Raw genomic sequence first — 17774 nt, 5'->3', positions numbered from 1 at the left:
TTTCTGATATAATACAAAAAGAGGAGATTCTAAGAATCTCCTCTTTTTGTATTATATCAATAAGCTCAAGATCATCTTATCGCTTTCCCTTGATACACCCACTTGACGGCATCCCCAACAATCATTTGATTTTTTTCCCCTTCATTACTAAGAGATATTTTACTAATGCCAGGAAGGCAATTGTAAATTCCCAAAGAACACCATTTGCCTTTAGTATCAATAGAAACGACTTTTTCCTCATCTCCTAGCGGTGAAATTCTATATTTCTGTATATTCATATTTAATGAATAACTCGGGATATATACGAAAGCCTCATACTCTCCTTCCTTTGGGAGATCAACCTCCCAAGTCAAACGATAATCACCTGCCCCACCCCTTGTAAATACAAAACTCCGAACCGTGGTTCCCTGGCAATCTTGAGCAAGAAACTCTTTCCAACTAGAACTCGGCATAAATATACCTTCTTTAAAATTTATAAACCGAATCCAAGATTTTGGGGACATTAAATGATCATTATTTACTAATTTCAAAAAGGTTGAAGGCTGTGTAAGTTTACACCCGGGATCCGTGTTATCGACGATAAATACGTTCGTGTCAGGCAAAAAATACCTCCTAGAAACTTCTTCTATATACTGAGAAGTATCTTGGGTAAATATTCCCGTCTCATGGAAGAAAAAAGAGTTAGGCAAATTTCCAGCTATGTTAGTATTTATCATGAAATCCAAAAATTCACCAACTACTAAAGCAAATCGTTTACCTGTCTTGGCTTCAATTTTAAACGCTTGATATTTAATAGTAGATTCTCGTCTCTTCTCTTTATGCGCTAACTGCATCTCTGCCCAACCTCCCGGTAAATAAGTAGAAGTTCTAATATTCACCACACCATCCACATCACTATCATTAAAAATAGCAAACTCGATCCGGGAGTATAAATCTTTCGGATTTTCAGTTTTAACCCGCATCACATCTGTAATTTTCAACAAATATGTAGGAATTCTACTACGTGCATACCAAGAAGGTAATACCGTGTTCCAATCGACATGAAAAACAGATTTGAACTCCTCATTCAATTGTTCAAAATCTGTCACGTTGAAACGATGCCGATCCAAAAAATTCATTAAAAAAGACACAAGACTATCCTGATCTACTCCTTTCGTTTGAAATATATCCACCAACTCCCGCTCCTTCAGCACAAAAATAGCGCCAAGTACAGCCATGTTCAAAGAATGGTCATACAGAGCATCTTTCAAACTATGTGAACGAAGGTAATCAATAGCTTGTTGTTCCAATATTGGAGTTAAAGAAGGCCGTGGCTGAATTCTTGTCTGGTTATTATCTTCAATAATTAAATTCACTAAAGAATTAAAAAAAGGATAAGTTTGACAAATTATATCCGAAATTTGATTGTAAAATTGAGTACGAATCAAGTACGGATTTTTGTCAAATACACCATCTTCTAAATGAAATCTTTTCAACAACACGTTCCATCTTAAGATACCATCCCATGAAAAAGTATTTCGAAATTTATCCTCCTGAAATAACAAGGAATTAACGGCCAATTCTACCTCTGAAAAAAACACTTTCATTCTAAATCCACGTTCAGGAAAATACAAGACCTCAGGTTGTACAAACCCGCTAGATTTCATCTCATCTCTAAAATAAGAAGTGAAATCCAATGGCGTTTCTACAAGTTGAAAACGCTTATAAGGATATTTCCTCCCAGTGGATATTTCTGCTATATGTCGTACATGACGGATTATTAATTCGGTAGAAGAGACCTTTTGATCAGGGGAAGGTTCTAGTCGATCATTCAATATTTTTAATAATGCCGCATGTTTACGCCACATATGTAACTCATAAGTTACGCTACCCACGGTCAACTGCCGGGTAATGTAATCGCCTATGTTAAGTGTGATACCATGCAATAGATGTTCATTTCTGAATATAACCTGATCCCCATTTCTTTTTCGCATCCCTTGAGAGATAACTTTATTTTTTCCATGACCACGTACCCGTAACGAATATCGAGTAAAATTTCTAGAATTATCATATGGAGAACTCGGATTTTCAGGAGGAACGGTTGTTGGATACCACAAAACCTCCGGGATCAATAAAGTAAAATCCTTTCGTAAATACGAATAACGTTTCCCCAAACGACAGGCCAAATACATACGCTTGCGTGTATCCGCTATTTCAACGTCCGGAACATTTAGATAACAAATTCTTTCGTCGATTTGGCCTTTATAAGATAGTTCTAATAACAAAGAATCTCCAGGCGACAGACTCGCTGGTACTACAATCACCTGCTTTTCCCGTTCAAACAAAGAGGTCATCCCATTTATGGATAAAGCAGTTATATCCAAATCTGGGTTCAAATAAAGTAATACATTACTCATATCCTTTCCCGTACGATTCCGCACAACAAGTTTTGTATTCACGAACATCTCGTTTTCTCTCTGCTCATAATCAACATCTTGAGATTCAAGATAGGCCTTAGGATAAGAAGAATATTTTTCGTAAATGGATCTATAATTCAAACGCTCCCAAAACTTATTTTGTTGCAAAAAGAAAAAAGAACCTCCACAAAGTATTCCTATGATCAAGAAAAAAAGGACCAAAACACGTTTACCAACACAAGAAACCCGATTGGGAATTCGATCAAATTTGAGAATAGTTAACCCAACAAAGCTAAGACCAAGAAAAAACCACATCCCTCGCTGTAAAAAATAGCCCCATATATCAGAATGCCCTGTTATTCTAGAAAAAGCACTCGGCAAGGAGAGTCCCAACGGATCAAATAAGCCAAACAGACAATCTGATAGATAAAATATTGTAGTTCCCAGGAATCCAAGAAGAAAAATCACACTCAGTACCCGATTCCTGATCCATGTAACAACAAAAAAAGAAAATCCTATCATGAATACAAGAGCCGGTATAACCATCAAAAACAAATAAAACAAATAGTATTCCCCTCCCAAAGGAAAAGGCATGAACAACAAATGCACCAACAGAACCATCAACAACGAAAATATTGCCGCACCTCCAAACACACTAATAAAAGCAACAAACATACCGTATACATACTCAGCATTACTCTCCGAGCGATAATATATCGCTTCCATACTATCTACACCACGTCCCTTGTACAAGAAATGACAACCAAGGATCACTAAAGGCAGCGTTTGAAATACCAAGAAAAAAAATACATTCATGAACGGAACAGAAGAGGAAAAATCTGCAATATCAGATGAGTTCCTCATCAAAATACTTTGACTACTCAATTGAGCAAACAAAATAACAACATACACCCCTAATGTATAACACCATAATAGTTTTTCTCTTAATAATAACCGAATATTATAAGACGCAATCACGCCGATATTAAAATAATCCATAATTCATTCAATATTAAACACACATTTCACCTATTTACAAATATACAAAAAACGACATGATTATGAATTATTTTACTATATTTACAATCAATAATAACTATAAATTATAAATGTTTTCTTATTGGAATGTCGCTGGTTATGACCCAGGAGATCCCATACGCCTATCCAAAGATGAATTTAAGGAAATGTACATTGCCGCAGATGCACCATTTGATATTACAGAATTCAAAGTCAAGGCAAATATAAGGATGTATGGTGTAGACGTAGAATATCCCCTCCCTGAAACTTGGTATAAACTAGATGATCATTAAAAACGAGTTTTTCCTCACGATCATAAATGATTCCTAAAGTAATTCAAGTATCATTTCTAGAATTACTTTAGGATTTCACGGGGATTCTATCTTTCCGGATCGGCAAAAACATGCTCAATAATCCGGCGATCAACATCATCAAACGTCTTGTTCCGGCGTTTCATGACAGCCTCAGCCGTGGAAACGAACTGATTCATTTTATGCTCCGTAAACCCACTGGCTCCACCCCATGAGAAAGAAGGAACAAAATTCCGAGGAAAATCCGAACCGAAAATATTGGTTCCCACACCAATCACCGTTCCGGTGTTAATCATGGTGGAAATACCCAGTTTTGCATGGTCACCCATGATCAGACCACAGAATTGAAGTCCGGTCCGACGGAAATGCTTGGTCTCGTAATCCCACAACTTCACCTCCACGTAAGTGTTCTTCAGATTAGAATTATTCGTTCCGGCACCAATGTTACACCATTCGCCCAACACGGAATTCCCGAGAAAACCATCATGCGCCTTATTCGAATAGCCAATCATCACGACGTTATTGACCTCACCTCCACATTTGCAATACGGCCCGAGGGTTGTCGCCCCGTACACCTTGGCTCCCATAGTCAGCACCGAATGTTCACACATGGCCAATGGTCCCCGCACCAAAACACCTTCCATAATCTCGGCATCTTTACCGATATACACCGGACCACCCTCCGTGTTAATTACCGCACAACGTACAACAGCCCCCTCTTCGACGAAAACGGGATGCACTCCATACACCTGCACGCAACTATTCAACGGGACACTCTCACGCCCTTCCGTGATCAATCGAAAATCGACCTCCAGCTCTCGGGCATTCAGAGAAAACAAATGATAAGGATAAACAACACGGGTAAACACTCCCGTGTATTCTTTACGTGTAAAATCGGGTATCGTCACCGGATCAAAGGCTGCAACGTCCTGTTTACCCATTCGCACGGCGATCAGACAATCACCCTGTAATAACATCTCTCCAGCCTGCAAAGACTTGATTTTCTGCATCAATTCTTCATTCGGACATACCGAACTATTGATAAGCAAATTATCGTCTTCCACAGACAACGGGAACTTTTCCTGAAGGTAATCTTTGGTCAGATATGCAACCTTATCCCCAAACCGCTTTTCCCACTTTTCCCGGATCGTGAGAATTCCAACCCTCAATTCAGAAATCGGACGAGTAAAAGTCAAGGGCCTTAAAGTACCCCAACTTTTATCATCAAACAAAATTATTTTCATTGTGTGTTTTATATTTGCACACAAAAGTAACAAATGCATCATATTTCACAAAAAAAATCTTTGGCATAGGAATTGTCCTATTATGTAGTGGTTTATTTTTCAGCGCCTTTTTGTCAAAATGTCAGTTTTTTGAAACAAGGCTAACCACGGAAAAACTGGAAATAAACCAAATGTGGAAAAGTTTAAAACAATAGAGATAAGGAGATCATAATGAATAAAATAGATTTAAAAGATATTTTACAAGAAAACTTGGCGGACGATAATCAAGATTATTTATCCATCCTAGGAGACGAGAAGGAGATGCTCAACGACCACACGGATATTCCTGACACTCTGCCAATTTTACCGCTACGGAACACGGTTCTGTTTCCCGGCGTCATAATTCCTATAAATATTGGTAGGGAAAAGTCACTGAAACTCATCCGGTACGTGTATAAAAGCAGCGTACCCTTCGGTGTTATTGCCCAGAGAGACACCAACACGGAAAATCCCAAACTGGAAGACCTATACACGATAGGTACAGTTGCCACCGTCTTGAAGATATTGGAAATGCCGGATGGAACAACGACGGCTATCATACAAGGGAAAAAGAGATTTGAACTTGATGATATCCTGTACGATGAACCCTATCACGTGGGAAAAATCATTGTTAAACAAGAGGACACGATCACGGAAGAAGACCAAGAGTATAATGCTATCGGAGAGGCTTTAAAAGACATGGCCTTGAAGATTGTAAAATACTCCAGCAACATCCCGAACGAGGCAGGATTCGCCTTGAAAAACATCGAGAGCATGTTATTCTTGATCAATTTCATTTCTTCGAACACGGATATTGACTACCGGAATAAACAGGAATTACTGGAAATTGACATCCTGAAAGAACGGGCAACTAAATTACTGGAACTTTTGGGCAAACAGGTCAAAATACTGGAACTCAAAGAGGATATCCAGAAGAAAGTGAAAGTCGATTTGGATAAACAGCAACGGGAATACCTACTCCACCAGCAGATGAAGACTATTCAGAACGAACTGGGAGCTAACCCGGTGGATGAAGATCTTCAAGAACTGGAAGAGGCAGCCAAAAAGAAGAAGTGGGGAAAGAACGTTCAGGAAATTTTTGAAAAAGAACTTCAAAAACTAAAACGCCAAAATCCCTCCACCCCGGACTATTCCGTGCAATTCAATTACGTGAAAGAATTGACCGAGCTACCTTGGGAACACTATTCCGAGGACAATTTCGACTTGAAGAAAGCCTCCGAGATACTAGATGCCGATCATTACGGGCTGGATAAGGTGAAAGAGAGAATTCTCGAATACCTCGCCGTACTGAAACTGAAAGGAGATATGAAATCCCCGATCCTGTGCCTGTACGGCCCCCCGGGAGTCGGCAAAACCTCTTTAGGAAAATCTGTTGCACGGGCACTTAACCGGGAGTTTGTACGTATGTCATTGGGTGGTTTACACGATGAATCCGAGATCCGGGGACACCGTCGTACCTATATTGGAGCCATGCCCGGACGAATCATTCAAAGTATCAAGAAAGCCGGCACGTCAAACCCGGTATTTATACTCGATGAAATCGATAAAGTCGGTCAGGATTTCCGGGGTGACCCACAGTCTGCCCTGTTGGAGGTTCTTGATCCGGAACAGAACACGGCCTTCCACGATAACTACCTGGATATTGACTATGATTTATCGAAAGTCATGTTTATCGCCACTGCAAACGACATTTCAACAATCGCCGCCCCACTAAGGGATCGTATGGAAATGATCGAAGTAAGTGGTTATCTCATGGAAGAAAAAATAGAGATTGCCAAACGGCACCTGATCCCCAAACAACTGGTGAATCACGGGTTAAAAGCAGAACAAATCGAGTTCACGGATGATATATTAAATTTCATCATTGACAAATACACCCGGGAATCGGGAGTACGGGGATTGGATAAGACTTTGGCAAAGATCATGCGTCAAGTGGCAAAGAACGTGGCTCTGGACTCGTCTTTCACGATTAAACCGACAAAAACGACCGTGGAAGAATACCTAGGTACCCCTATCTTTACCCGGGAAGAATACCAAGGTAACGAATTACCCGGAGTGGTTACCGGTTTGGCATGGACAGCCGTGGGCGGTGAAATTCTTTACGTGGAATCAAGTATCAGCAAGGGCAAAGGCGTCCTAACCATGACAGGGAGCCTCGGTGATGTGATGAAAGAGTCTGCCACCTTGGCATTAGAATACATTAAATCGCATGCCGAAGAACTAGGCATCCAGCCCTCAGCCGTGGAAGAACACAACATCCACATTCACGTGCCGGCAGGTGCCGTACCGAAGGATGGTCCCTCGGCAGGTATCACCATGGTCACCTCGTTAGCCTCATCGCTAACCGGAAGAAAGGTAAAGAAAGCCCTCGCCATGACCGGAGAAATCACGTTGAGAGGTAAAGTTCTCCCCGTGGGTGGTATCCGGGAGAAGATCCTAGCTGCCAAACGTGCCGGAATCAAAGAAATCATCCTTTGCCGGGAAAACAAAAAAGACATTGACGAGATTAAAAAAGAATACGTCAAAGGCATTAAATTCCATTTCGTTGACCACATTCGGGAAGTATTGGACATTGCCTTGATCTAAAAGGGATCTACCCATTTTGAAGTGCATCTTAAAAATCAAATTTCGTTTTTAAGATGCACTTCGTTTTTTCCCCCCTCACATGATGACACTATCTATTTTAGACTATCTAAAATAGATAGTTTTAGAATTAATTCGTATCTTTTAGGAAATAATTGAAGTCATGGAAAAATCCAGCAGGACGTGTACGCCGCATTCATTACTGATTTATTTGAACGTTACGGAAAATAAATAGATCCGGATTGTGTTGCAGAAATTATCAACGGGAGCAGAAGGCATACATTTTACACGCAAAGTTTATGTAACCGAATTTTTGCCATGAGCACATCCCACGTGACAACAGAACAAGTAAAATGAGCTTGCTCGGATCTATTGGAACGTAATGAACCTGTTTTCTTGCAATATCGTCAACTATTGACTCCAATTCAGTGGAATTTTTTAATTGCATTGCCAAAGAACACGACGTCAAACAAATCTCAGCACAATATTTTATCAATAAATATGGAATCGGCCCCCCCACCAATGCCAGACGATTGGCAAAAGTGATGATTGAAAAAGAGTTGGTACTGGAAACCGTGGATAAAACAGGAGTGACGTACCAAATCTATGATGTATTTTTTTTCAAAGTGGTTAGAACGTGAATATTAATTGTTGTAACCGGACAGGGAGAATACAAATATTTCACACGGAGCATCACGGCATTACAATATAATGAGTATATTTACCGCAAAATATACGGAGAATATGAAAGCGATCTACATTTGGCAACAAAAAGATTGGCCTAATTTCATATGGGATAACACTCAACTATCTTACAAATTAGGCAATGTTCGCAATTTGCAAGGTAAACTTGTAGGCAAAATGAGTATGCTCGGCTTTGACCTGCAAAATAACGCCATACTGGATACACTAACAGCCGACATCACCAAATCTTCTGAAATAGAAGGAGAAATATTGAACAGCGATCAGGTACGTTCTTCCGTAGCCCGTCATCTAGGAATAGAAACAGAAGGATTGCCCGAAGCCGATCATTACGTGGATGGGGTGGTTCAACTGATGATCGATGCAACTCAAAACTACGCACAACCGTTAACAAACGAACGTCTCTTCAATTGGCATGCGGCACTGTTTCCAACAGGCAGAAGCGGGGCATATAAAATCACCATCGCAGATTGGCGACAAGGCTTAGATCCCATGCAAGTCGTATCCGGTGCTATGGGAAAAGAAAAAATACATTATCAAGCCCCTGATTCTGACAATGTGCCTTACCAGATGAAACTATTTTTAGATTGGGTGAATGACGAGCAAAGAATAGACCCGGTCTTGAAAGCAGCTATCGCCCATTTATGGTTCGTGACAATCCACCCGTTTGATGACGGTAACGGTCGTATAGCCCGTACCATAATGGACTTATTCTTAGCCCGGGCTGACGAAATGCCACATCGTTTTTACAGCATGTCCGCCGAAATACGCAAACAACGAAAAGAATATTACGAGATACTGGAAAAAACACAAAAGGGAAAACTGGATATAACAAACTGGCTCGAATGGTTTCTTGACTGTTTAAACACGGCTTTACTTGACACGGAGAAAACGATCAGTACCATTTTACAGAAAGCCGCTTTTTGGGACAAACACCGAGTTCCCATGAATGAGCGTCAAATCAAGATGGTAAATCTATTATGGGATGGCTTTAACGGGAAACTAACTTCATCCAAATGGGGCAAGATAACCAAATGCTCCACCGATACTGCTTTACGCGACATACAAGATTTGATCGGCAAAGGCGTATTGCGCAAAACAGATGAAGGCGGTCGAAGCACGAATTACGAGTTGGTTTTATAGAATTTTGCGGAGAATAAGGTGGTTATTCTCCGCAAAATTCGCGACAAAAATCGCTAATAATATCTACTGTATCTTCTTTCAAATACATTTCTTAATTTCTTTTCCCCTGGTGAATTATAAATAAAATAGCAGTGGACAAAAGATAATTCACACTAATAATCAAGCAATTACTTTTACTTATTAGTTTTGTCTATCCATATATAGAACAATTCAATTAAATTTCTTGTTTTAATAAAAATAAATGATATATTTTTGTGTCGAGAAAATAAAAACAAGAATCAATTATAAAAATAAAAAACAATGGAACCAATTATCAATTCACAACTTCCTGAATTCAAAGTTCAGGCATTTCACAACGGAGAGTTCAAAACAGTAAGTAGCGAAGACGTAAAAGGCAAGTGGGCAATTTTCTTTTTCTATCCCGCAGACTTTACTTTTGTTTGCCCGACCGAATTAGTTGACGTGGCAGAGAAATACGAACAATTCAAAGCAATGGGAGTAGAAGTTTACTCTGTAAGCACGGATTCTCATTTCGTACACAAAGCATGGCATGATGCTTCTGAAAGTATCCGTAAAATCAAATACCCGATGTTGGCTGACCCGACCGGAGTATTGAGCCGTGCCTTCGGCGTGATGATCGAGGAAGACGGGATGGCTTATCGCGGAACATTCGTGGTAAACCCGGAAGGAAAGATTAAAATTGCAGAAATCCACGACAACAACATCGGACGTAACGCTGACGAATTACTTCGGAAAGTTGAAGCTGCTCAATTCGTGGCAGAACACCCGAACGAAGTTTGCCCTGCAAAATGGAAAAAAGGTGCAAACACACTGAAACCGAGCATTGATTTGGTTGGTAAAATTTAAATAGTTCAAAGTTTAGAGTTTAGAATTTAAAGTGAAAACCATTCTAAACTCTAATTTTTACCCTTTAACCTCTAAACTTCATTTATATGCTAGATACCTCTTTGAAAGATCAACTTAAAAATATTTTCGCCGTTTTAGAGGCTCAATACACGTTGGACATCGCCGTGGCTCCTCACCACGAAAGTCGGCAGGAATTAACGGAAATGTTGGCTGACGTGGCAGAATGTTCAGATAAAATATCTTGCCAGATTAAAGAGGGAAAAGAACTGGAGTTCTCTTTACTGAAAAATGGAGAACCCACAGGCATCAAATTCCGGGGAGTCCCCAACGGACACGAGTTCACCTCCCTCCTGCTTGCCATCATGAATGCAGACGGGAAAGGGAAGAATTTTCCGGATGAGACCATCTGCAACCGGGTGAAAGCATTGAAAGGTCCTATACACCTGACAACCTACGTATCTTTAACTTGTACCAACTGTCCGGATGTCGTACAAGCACTGAATGCCATGGCAACTTTAAACCCGCAAATCCATCACGAAATGGTCGACGGGGCAATCAACCAAGATGAAGTAGAAAAATTAAAGATACAAGGAGTACCTTCCGTGTTTGCGGATGGAAAACTCATCCATGTCGGAAGAGGGGAATTCGGTGAATTATTAAACAAACTTGAGGCTCAATACGGAATAGAGGAAAACACGTTAGAGGTAAAAGAAAAAAGTTATGATGTCATCGTTCTAGGAGGAGGACCGGCAGGATCGGCAGCCGCCATTTACTCCGCACGTAAGGGTTTGAACGTGGCCATCATAGCGGAACGTATCGGGGGACAAGTCAAAGAGACCGTGGGAATTGAAAACCTGATTTCCGTACCGGAAACAACAGGTAATCAATTGGCAGACAATTTACGGACACATCTACAATGTTACCCGATTGACCTGCTGGAGCATCGGCAGATTGAAAAAATAGCATTAGAGGACAAACAAAAAATACTTTCCACGGCTACCGGGGAGAAATTCTCCGCACCGGCTGTTATCGTAGCTACCGGAGCCAGTTGGAGAAAACTGAACGTATCAGGTGAGGCCGAGTATATCGGTAGAGGCGTCGCGTTCTGCCCGCATTGTGACGGGCCATTCTACAAAGGCAAACACGTTGCAGTTGTAGGAGGGGGCAATTCAGGGATAGAAGCTGCCATTGATTTGGCAGGAATATGTTCAAAAGTTACCGTATTGGAATTTTTGGACAATTTAAAGGCCGATCAAGTGTTACAGGAAAAACTAAAAAGCTTACCCAACGTGGAAGTCTTTGTCAATTCGCAAACACTTGAAGTTATCGGCAACGGGGATAAGGTAACAGGCATCCGGGTAAAAGACCGGACTACCGAAGAGGTTCGTACCATTGAATTGGACGGAATTTTCGTTCAGATCGGTTTAATGCCTAATAGCGGCGTTTTCCGGGATGTAGTCGACACGAATCGAATGGGAGAAATCGCCATCGACACACATTGCCGCACAAATATTCCGGGAATCTATGCCGCAGGAGATGTCTCCACCGTACCCTACAAACAAATCATCATCGCCATGGGAGAAGGAGCAAAAGCCGCACTTTCTGCTTTTGAAGATCGGATGCGAGGGGTGATTTAAAGTAAAAGATAAAAGTGAAAAACTAGAAGTTAACCACACTTCTAGTTTTTTTTATTTTCATCTTCCAGGCCTTTGGTCAATGACTTTACCAGTTTATACTTATTAAAGAATTCTCTCAATATTACCCGCAAAACCGTATACCCCGGTATCGCCAAGATCATTCCCGGTATACCCGCCAGATTTCCCGCAATCAGTATCACCAAAAAGATCTCCATCGGGTGAGCGTGAACACTATTCCCGTAAATCAGAGGCTGTAACACCACGTTATCAATCAACTGGGTAATAATGAAAACGATACTCATGTATATCAACAAGGGAAATACCACCGTGTAGAAATCGACATCCACATTCGTCGCGATCCCGACAGACAATCCGAAAGCCGCCCCGATCAGAGGCCCGATGTAAGGAATTACATTCGTAATCCCCGTGATCAAACCAATCAACACCGCATTATTAAACGGTAGACCCACGATCGTCAATCCCAGTATATTCAAACCCATCACGATCAGCACCTCGAAGGTAATCCCGATAAAATAACGCATCAGTAATTTTTGAATCGAATCCAGCGCATTCCCCACGCCTTCCCCGTAACGTGTCGGCACGATGGTCAACAACATCCGGTAAAATAACTTGCTATCCTTCAAGAAAAAGAATGCCATAAACGTCACGGAAAACAAGGCTATAAAAATACTACTAATCGTACCTGCCAAAGAACCGAATATATTTTGAATCTGCGTGACATCTACCACCGACTTCAAGTTCGTCACGATATATTCCTTCACGTCCTGATCCGATTCAAGAATTCCAAACCGTTTCAATCCCTGCTCCAAATCGGCCAAAGGATCTTCAAGCTTGTTCACGATATTCGTGATACTAATATCACTCAACGACTGAAATTCTTGGCTCACTAACGGGATCACCGTGTAAAAGAAAAGGATAAATACAACCCAAATACAAATCAAAGCTATCGCGGCTCGCAAACCTCCCGGTATATGATACCCCTTAATTTCCAAGCGCTCCAAACAATTCATCACCGGTCGTCCCAAAAAAGAGATGATCACGGCAATCAAGATATAAGCTATTATGGAAGAAAAATACCAACACAAAAATCCCACGACCGCCAAAGCGAACCCTCCCAGACAATATTTTCCTATATTATTCATAATTCAATCTTTACAATGTAACAAACAACTCTCCGTTTACGACAAAAGCAACTTGACGTTACACATTTCCTAGCCCAAAAATAGATAAATAAATTTACTCTATAAGTACATAGGTATTATTTATGCGAAAAAAACATGGAAATCAAGAAAACATTTTTATCTTTGATTACGTTCTTTAATGGATAAATAACAAAATAAAGTCGTGTATGCTAAGAAAAGCTTGGGATCTATATTACGACGGATTCAGGAATATGCCCCGGTGGGGAAGAACTCTTTGGCTTATTATCATTATTAAGCTATGTATCATGTTTTTAGTCTTTAAACTTTGGTTAATGCCCAATTACTTGAACTCCCACTACGACAGTGCCGAGGAGAAAAGTAATCATGTTTTTGAAGAATTAACAACAAAACCTTAATATTATGCTTCTTGATCTGACAACAACCACTCTGGTGGAGTGGTCACGATGGCAATTTGCCATGACAGCAATCTACCATTACATGTTTGTACCCCTGACCTTGGGATTGGCCCTGATGCTCGCCATCATGGAAACCATGTGGGTAAAAACGGGTGATCAAAGTTGGCTGAATGCCACTAAATTCTGGATGAAACTGTTCGGTATTAACTTTGCCATCGGCGTGGCTACCGGGTTAATTCTGGAATTCCAGTTCGGAACAAACTGGTCAAACTACTCTTGGTTCGTGGGAGATATTTTCGGCGCCCCGCTGGCCATTGAAGGAATTATAGCATTCTTCTTAGAATCCACCTTCGTGGCTGTCATGTTTTTTGGCTGGAATAAAGTAAGCAAACGTTTCCATCTGGTTTCAACCTGGATGGTATTTGTCGGGGCAAACATTTCTGCACTATGGATTCTGGTTGCCAATGCTTGGATGCAGAATCCCGTCGGTATGGAATTCAACCCGCTGACGGCCAGAAATGAAATGGATGATTTTTGGGCAATTCTCTTCTCTCCCACCGCAATCAGTAAATTTACCCACACGGTAACTTCGGCCTACACGCTCTCGGCCTGTTTCGTGGTAGGAGTGAGTTCATGGTTTATCCTGAAGAAAAGGAATCTTGAATTCGCTCGTAAGAGTATCATGCTTGCCTCCGTGTTCGGGTTAATCAGTATTCTGCTTACCATGTACACGGGAGACTCCAGCGCGCAGGATGTAACCAAGACACAACCCATGAAATTCGCCGCCATGGAGGGCCTGAACGAGGGTGGTAATGGGGTAGAATTCACCGTAATCGGTATTCCGACAAACGATCCGTCATTACCGACTCCCAAGATGAAAAAAATGGAATACGCGATCCATGTTCCTAAAATGCTTTCCTTCTTGGGGTATCATGATTTCAACGCCTATATTCCCGGTATTCAAAATATTTTAGATGGTTACACCTCACAAGAAGGTATCACCTATCCCTCTTTGGAACAACGTATGGCTAACGGCCGCACCGCCATCGATGCCTTGAAAACATATAAGCAAGCCGTCAAGGACGAAAACCATCCCCTTGCCGACAGCACGTTGCAAGTCTTTAAAGCCAACTATTCCGACTTCGGGTACGGCTACTTGTCATCCCCGTATGACGCCATACCTCACGTGCCGCTCGTATTCTTCAGTTTCCGAATCATGGTCGGTCTGGGTATGTTATTCACACTTCTATTCATTCTTTCCCTGTGGTATGCAAAGAAGAGAAAATTCGAGAAATTCAAACTCATTCCTTACTTGGCTCTTGTCTGCGTTCCCTTGGCTTACATCGCCTCCCAATGCGGTTGGATCGTGGCTGAAGTTGGTCGCCAACCTTGGGTCGTACAGGATCTGATGCCCACGAATGTCGCCGTTACCAAAATAGCGTCCGACTGGGTAATGACCACATTCTGGATGTTTGCCATACTTTTCACCGTCCTGCTAATTGCAGAACTGAAAATTATGTTCCACCAGATAAAAAAAGGACCGGAAAATCATTAAAATCTAAAATCATAAATCACAAATCGCAAATGAATATGGAATTTCTTCAACATTATTGGTGGATTTTAATATCATTACTTGGCGGATTGCTCGTATTCCTGTTGTTCGTACAAGGAGGACAAACACTATTATATACCATTGCCAAGACTGACGATGAACGCAATCTGTTGGTCAACAGTTTAGGACGTAAGTGGGAATTCACGTTCACAACATTAGTCGTGTTCGGGGGTGCATTTTTTGCCAGTTTCCCGCTATTCTATTCAACCAGTTTCGGGGGAGCTTACCTCGCTTGGATGGTTGTATTGTTCTGTTTCGTGATGCAGGCCGTTTCCTACGAGTATCGCCGGAAAGCCGGAAACCTGCTCGGGGAAAAAACATACAACATATTCCTGATCATTAACGGGGTCATCGGAACCATCTGTATCGGTGCCGTTGTCGGCTCTTTCTTCACGGGCAACCCGTTTAAACTAGGGGAAATGAATGATGTTACCTGGATGAGTCCCTGGAGAGGAATCGAGGTGTTGTTCAATGTCGCAAACCTCTGTCTGGGTCTAGCCATTTTCTTCTTGGCCCGTACATTAGCCTCTCTCTATTTTATGAATAACATCAAACACGACGTGATCTATAAGAGAAGTAAAAAACAAGTATTATACAACTCCATTCCGTTCGTGGTATTCCTACTCGCCTTCCTAGCCATCATATTATTAGGCAAAGGTTACGCAATCATGGAAGACAAGAGCATCCAGCTCGTCCCGTACAAATATTTCCACAACCTGCTGGAAATGCCTTTGAACACACTTATTCTACTGATCGGAGTTATCGGAGTTTTATTCGGAATCATCCAATCCATCCTGAAACCCCACTGGAGAAAAGGGATTTGGTTTTCCGGAATCGGAATCGTCTTGGCTGTAATCGCCTTGTTTATCGTGGCAGGATTCAATAACACGGCATTCTACCCGTCATACACGGATCTCAATTCGTCATTGACCATTTACAATGCCTCGTCCTCCCTCTACACGTTGAAAACCATGGCATACGTGTCACTGGCCTCACCGATCGTGCTGGCCTATATATTCTACGCTTGGCGGGCTCTCAACAAAAAACAGATTGATATACAAGACGTAAAAGACGACCACCACGCATATTAAGATAAAAACTAAAAAATAAAAGTTAAAAACTAAAAGATGAAAGCCGGGAAACATTTTCCACTTTTACCTTTTAGTTTTTAACTTTTATCTTTCTTCTTATATGTAAAAAAAGGGCTGGAAACAGCCCTTTTTTACATATAAGAAGAATTGTCCCAACAATGAGTACAAAGCTCCTCTTTCGGCAATCCAATTGCCTTCACAATATCTTCCAGACGTTGGAACTTTAATGAATCCAACTGTAAATGTTGAGCCATCACGTCCAGCATCTTCTTGTACTTCTCCGAATCAGGATCGGTATATGGTTTCAATATCTCTTCCGTCAAATCGGAGGTACCTTCCAAATCCCGGATCACCCGACGGGTAAACAAGTCAAAATTAGAACGGGAAGAGGAGAAATTCAAGAACGCACAAGGATAAACCAGAGGCGGACAAGCAATCCGCATATGCACCTCTTTTACCCCACATTCTTTCAATTTCACCACGTTATCCTTCAACTGGGTTCCCCGCACGATTGAATCATCCAGGAACAGAATCCGGGCATCCCGTGTAAATGCCTCGTTAGGCAACAATTTCATCTTGGCCACCAGATCCCGCATCGCCTGATTTTGCGGCATAAAACTACGGGGCCATGTCGGAGTGTACTTCACAAACGGACGCTTGTACGGCAAGCAACGGGCATTCGAGTAACCAATCGCATGGCCGACTCCCGAATCGGGTATTCCCGCCACGTAATCCACCTTCACGTCATCCCGTTCGGCAATAGCCGCTCCACAACGATAACGAGCATCTTCCACGTTAATCCCCTCGTAATATGAAGAAGGGTAACCGTAATATACCCACAAGAAAGAACAAATCTGTTTCTTGCATCCCGGAGTCGTCACTTGCGTGATCCCATCCCGGGTAATCTGCAAAGCCTCCCGCGGCTGAATATCCCGCACAATCGTGTATCCCAGATTCGTGAACGAAGAACTTTCGCTGGCCACTACATAACCATGCTCATTTTTTCCCAGAATAATCGGCGTACGACCATATTTATCCCGAGCCGCATAAATCCCCGTCTCCGTCAGGATCAAAAAGGAGCAAGACCCCTTGACCTTGTTATACACGTTCTCGATTCCCTCCTTAAACGTATTCCCGGCATTAATCAACATGGCCACCGCCTCTGTCGGGTTCACCGTCGAACTCGACAATTCGGCAAAATGCTTTCGTTCCTTCAGAAACTCATCTACAATCTCGTCCAAGTTAGCCAAACGTCCGACCACCACGACAGCGAACCGTCCTAAATGCGAGGTCACCGTGATGGGCTGGGATTCCATATCACTGATCACCCCGATTCCCAAGTTAGACCCGGCGAAACGATCCAGTTCCGGTTCAAACTTATTCCGAAAATAGGCACTCTCCAAGCTATGGATGGAGCGATTAAAATCCGCCCCGTTATAAAAAGCCAATCCCGCACGTTTCGTCCCCAGATGAGAATGGTAATCCGTGCCATAAAACACGTCAGCAACACAATCTTTACGAGATACACAGCCAAAAAATCCGCTCATACTTCA

The 17774-nt window shown here is 41.8% G+C and carries 12 protein-coding genes; 8 read left to right on the top strand and 4 right to left on the bottom strand.

From position 1 onward, the window contains the following. Positions 1-71: 71 nt before the first annotated feature. Both I2I33_RS18390 and I2I33_RS18385 read right to left on the bottom strand, forming a co-directional pair. A complete protein-coding gene (locus I2I33_RS18390) occupies positions 72-2942 on the bottom strand; it encodes a hypothetical protein (RefSeq protein WP_229128375.1) in 2871 nt (956 codons plus the stop codon). Between the two features lie 850 nt (positions 2943-3792). After that, positions 3793-4968, bottom strand: coding sequence for a GlmU family protein (locus I2I33_RS18385; RefSeq protein WP_087422671.1), 1176 nt, complete (start codon positions 4966-4968; stop codon positions 3793-3795). 210 nt (positions 4969-5178) lie between these two features. Between I2I33_RS18385 and lon the strand changes: the two genes are divergently transcribed. The 5 genes from lon (at position 5179) to ahpF (ending at position 11939) form a co-directional block, all read left to right on the top strand. Beyond that, positions 5179-7593, top strand: a complete 2415-nt coding sequence (lon, locus tag I2I33_RS18380) for an endopeptidase La (RefSeq protein ID WP_087422623.1) — start codon at positions 5179-5181, stop codon at positions 7591-7593. Between the two features lie 425 nt (positions 7594-8018). Then, a complete protein-coding gene (locus tag I2I33_RS18375; RefSeq protein ID WP_087422624.1) occupies positions 8019-8231 on the top strand; it encodes a hypothetical protein in 213 nt (70 codons plus the stop codon). Positions 8232-8334: 103 nt separating this feature from the next. Next, positions 8335-9435, top strand: a complete 1101-nt coding sequence (locus I2I33_RS18370) for a Fic family protein (protein ID WP_087422625.1) — start codon at positions 8335-8337, stop codon at positions 9433-9435. A gap of 300 nt (positions 9436-9735) precedes the next feature. Further along, on the top strand, positions 9736-10302 hold the full coding sequence (gene ahpC / locus I2I33_RS18365) for an alkyl hydroperoxide reductase subunit C (protein ID WP_087422626.1): 567 nt from the start codon (positions 9736-9738) through the stop codon (positions 10300-10302). 86 nt (positions 10303-10388) lie between these two features. After that, positions 10389-11939 carry an alkyl hydroperoxide reductase subunit F gene (gene ahpF, locus I2I33_RS18360; RefSeq protein WP_087422627.1) on the top strand — a complete coding sequence of 517 codons (1551 nt, stop codon included), beginning with the start codon at positions 10389-10391 and terminating at the stop codon, positions 11937-11939. 41 nt (positions 11940-11980) lie between these two features. Here the strand turns inward: ahpF and I2I33_RS18355 are convergent, their stop codons facing one another. Further along, the gene (locus I2I33_RS18355; RefSeq protein WP_087422628.1) at positions 11981-13102 is read right to left on the bottom strand and encodes an AI-2E family transporter; all 1122 of its coding nucleotides are present in this window, start codon (positions 13100-13102) and stop codon (positions 11981-11983) included. Between the two features lie 206 nt (positions 13103-13308). Here I2I33_RS18355 and I2I33_RS18350 point away from each other — a divergent pair, with 206 nt between their 5' ends. The 3 genes from I2I33_RS18350 to cydB are packed head-to-tail and all read left to right on the top strand — an operon-like array spanning position 13309 to position 16221. Then, positions 13309-13518 (top strand): DUF4492 domain-containing protein, encoded by a 210-nt coding sequence (locus tag I2I33_RS18350; protein ID WP_027201765.1) that lies wholly within the window; start codon positions 13309-13311, stop codon positions 13516-13518. 4 nt (positions 13519-13522) lie between these two features. Further along, the gene (locus tag I2I33_RS18345; RefSeq protein WP_087422629.1) at positions 13523-15073 is read left to right on the top strand and encodes a cytochrome ubiquinol oxidase subunit I; all 1551 of its coding nucleotides are present in this window, start codon (positions 13523-13525) and stop codon (positions 15071-15073) included. Between the two features lie 29 nt (positions 15074-15102). Further along, positions 15103-16221: a cytochrome d ubiquinol oxidase subunit II gene (cydB, locus tag I2I33_RS18340; protein WP_087422630.1), complete on the top strand. Its 1119-nt coding sequence runs from the start codon at positions 15103-15105 to the stop codon at positions 16219-16221. A gap of 131 nt (positions 16222-16352) precedes the next feature. Here the strand turns inward: cydB and I2I33_RS18335 are convergent, their stop codons facing one another. Next, complete coding sequence (locus tag I2I33_RS18335) at positions 16353-17768, bottom strand: amidophosphoribosyltransferase (RefSeq protein WP_087422631.1); 1416 nt, start codon at positions 17766-17768, stop codon at positions 16353-16355. Positions 17769-17774: the final 6 nt, after the last annotated feature.

The organism is Butyricimonas sp. BSD2780061689_150309_C8, from assembly GCF_015560935.1.
Classification (GTDB): domain Bacteria; phylum Bacteroidota; class Bacteroidia; order Bacteroidales; family Marinifilaceae; genus Butyricimonas; species Butyricimonas paravirosa.
This window is presented reverse-complemented; position numbering and strand designations above follow the sequence as displayed.

What these genes read in the sequence shown, in the direction of transcription:
- I2I33_RS18390 (WP_229128375.1), bottom strand. Translation starts at nt 2,942, where the DNA reads ATGGTTATACCGGCTCTTGTATTCATGATAGGATTTTCTTTTTTTGTT.
- I2I33_RS18385 (WP_087422671.1), bottom strand. Translation starts at nt 4,968, where the DNA reads ATGAAAATAATTTTGTTTGATGATAAAAGTTGGGGTACTTTAAGGCCC.
- lon (WP_087422623.1), top strand. Translation starts at nt 5,179, where the DNA reads ATGAATAAAATAGATTTAAAAGATATTTTACAAGAAAACTTGGCGGAC.
- I2I33_RS18370 (WP_087422625.1), top strand. Translation starts at nt 8,335, where the DNA reads ATGAAAGCGATCTACATTTGGCAACAAAAAGATTGGCCTAATTTCATA.
- ahpC (WP_087422626.1), top strand. Translation starts at nt 9,736, where the DNA reads ATGGAACCAATTATCAATTCACAACTTCCTGAATTCAAAGTTCAGGCA.
- ahpF (WP_087422627.1), top strand. Translation starts at nt 10,389, where the DNA reads ATGCTAGATACCTCTTTGAAAGATCAACTTAAAAATATTTTCGCCGTT.
- I2I33_RS18355 (WP_087422628.1), bottom strand. Translation starts at nt 13,102, where the DNA reads ATGAATAATATAGGAAAATATTGTCTGGGAGGGTTCGCTTTGGCGGTC.
- I2I33_RS18350 (WP_027201765.1), top strand. Translation starts at nt 13,309, where the DNA reads ATGCTAAGAAAAGCTTGGGATCTATATTACGACGGATTCAGGAATATG.
- I2I33_RS18345 (WP_087422629.1), top strand. Translation starts at nt 13,523, where the DNA reads ATGCTTCTTGATCTGACAACAACCACTCTGGTGGAGTGGTCACGATGG.
- cydB (WP_087422630.1), top strand. Translation starts at nt 15,103, where the DNA reads ATGAATATGGAATTTCTTCAACATTATTGGTGGATTTTAATATCATTA.
- I2I33_RS18335 (WP_087422631.1), bottom strand. Translation starts at nt 17,768, where the DNA reads ATGAGCGGATTTTTTGGCTGTGTATCTCGTAAAGATTGTGTTGCTGAC.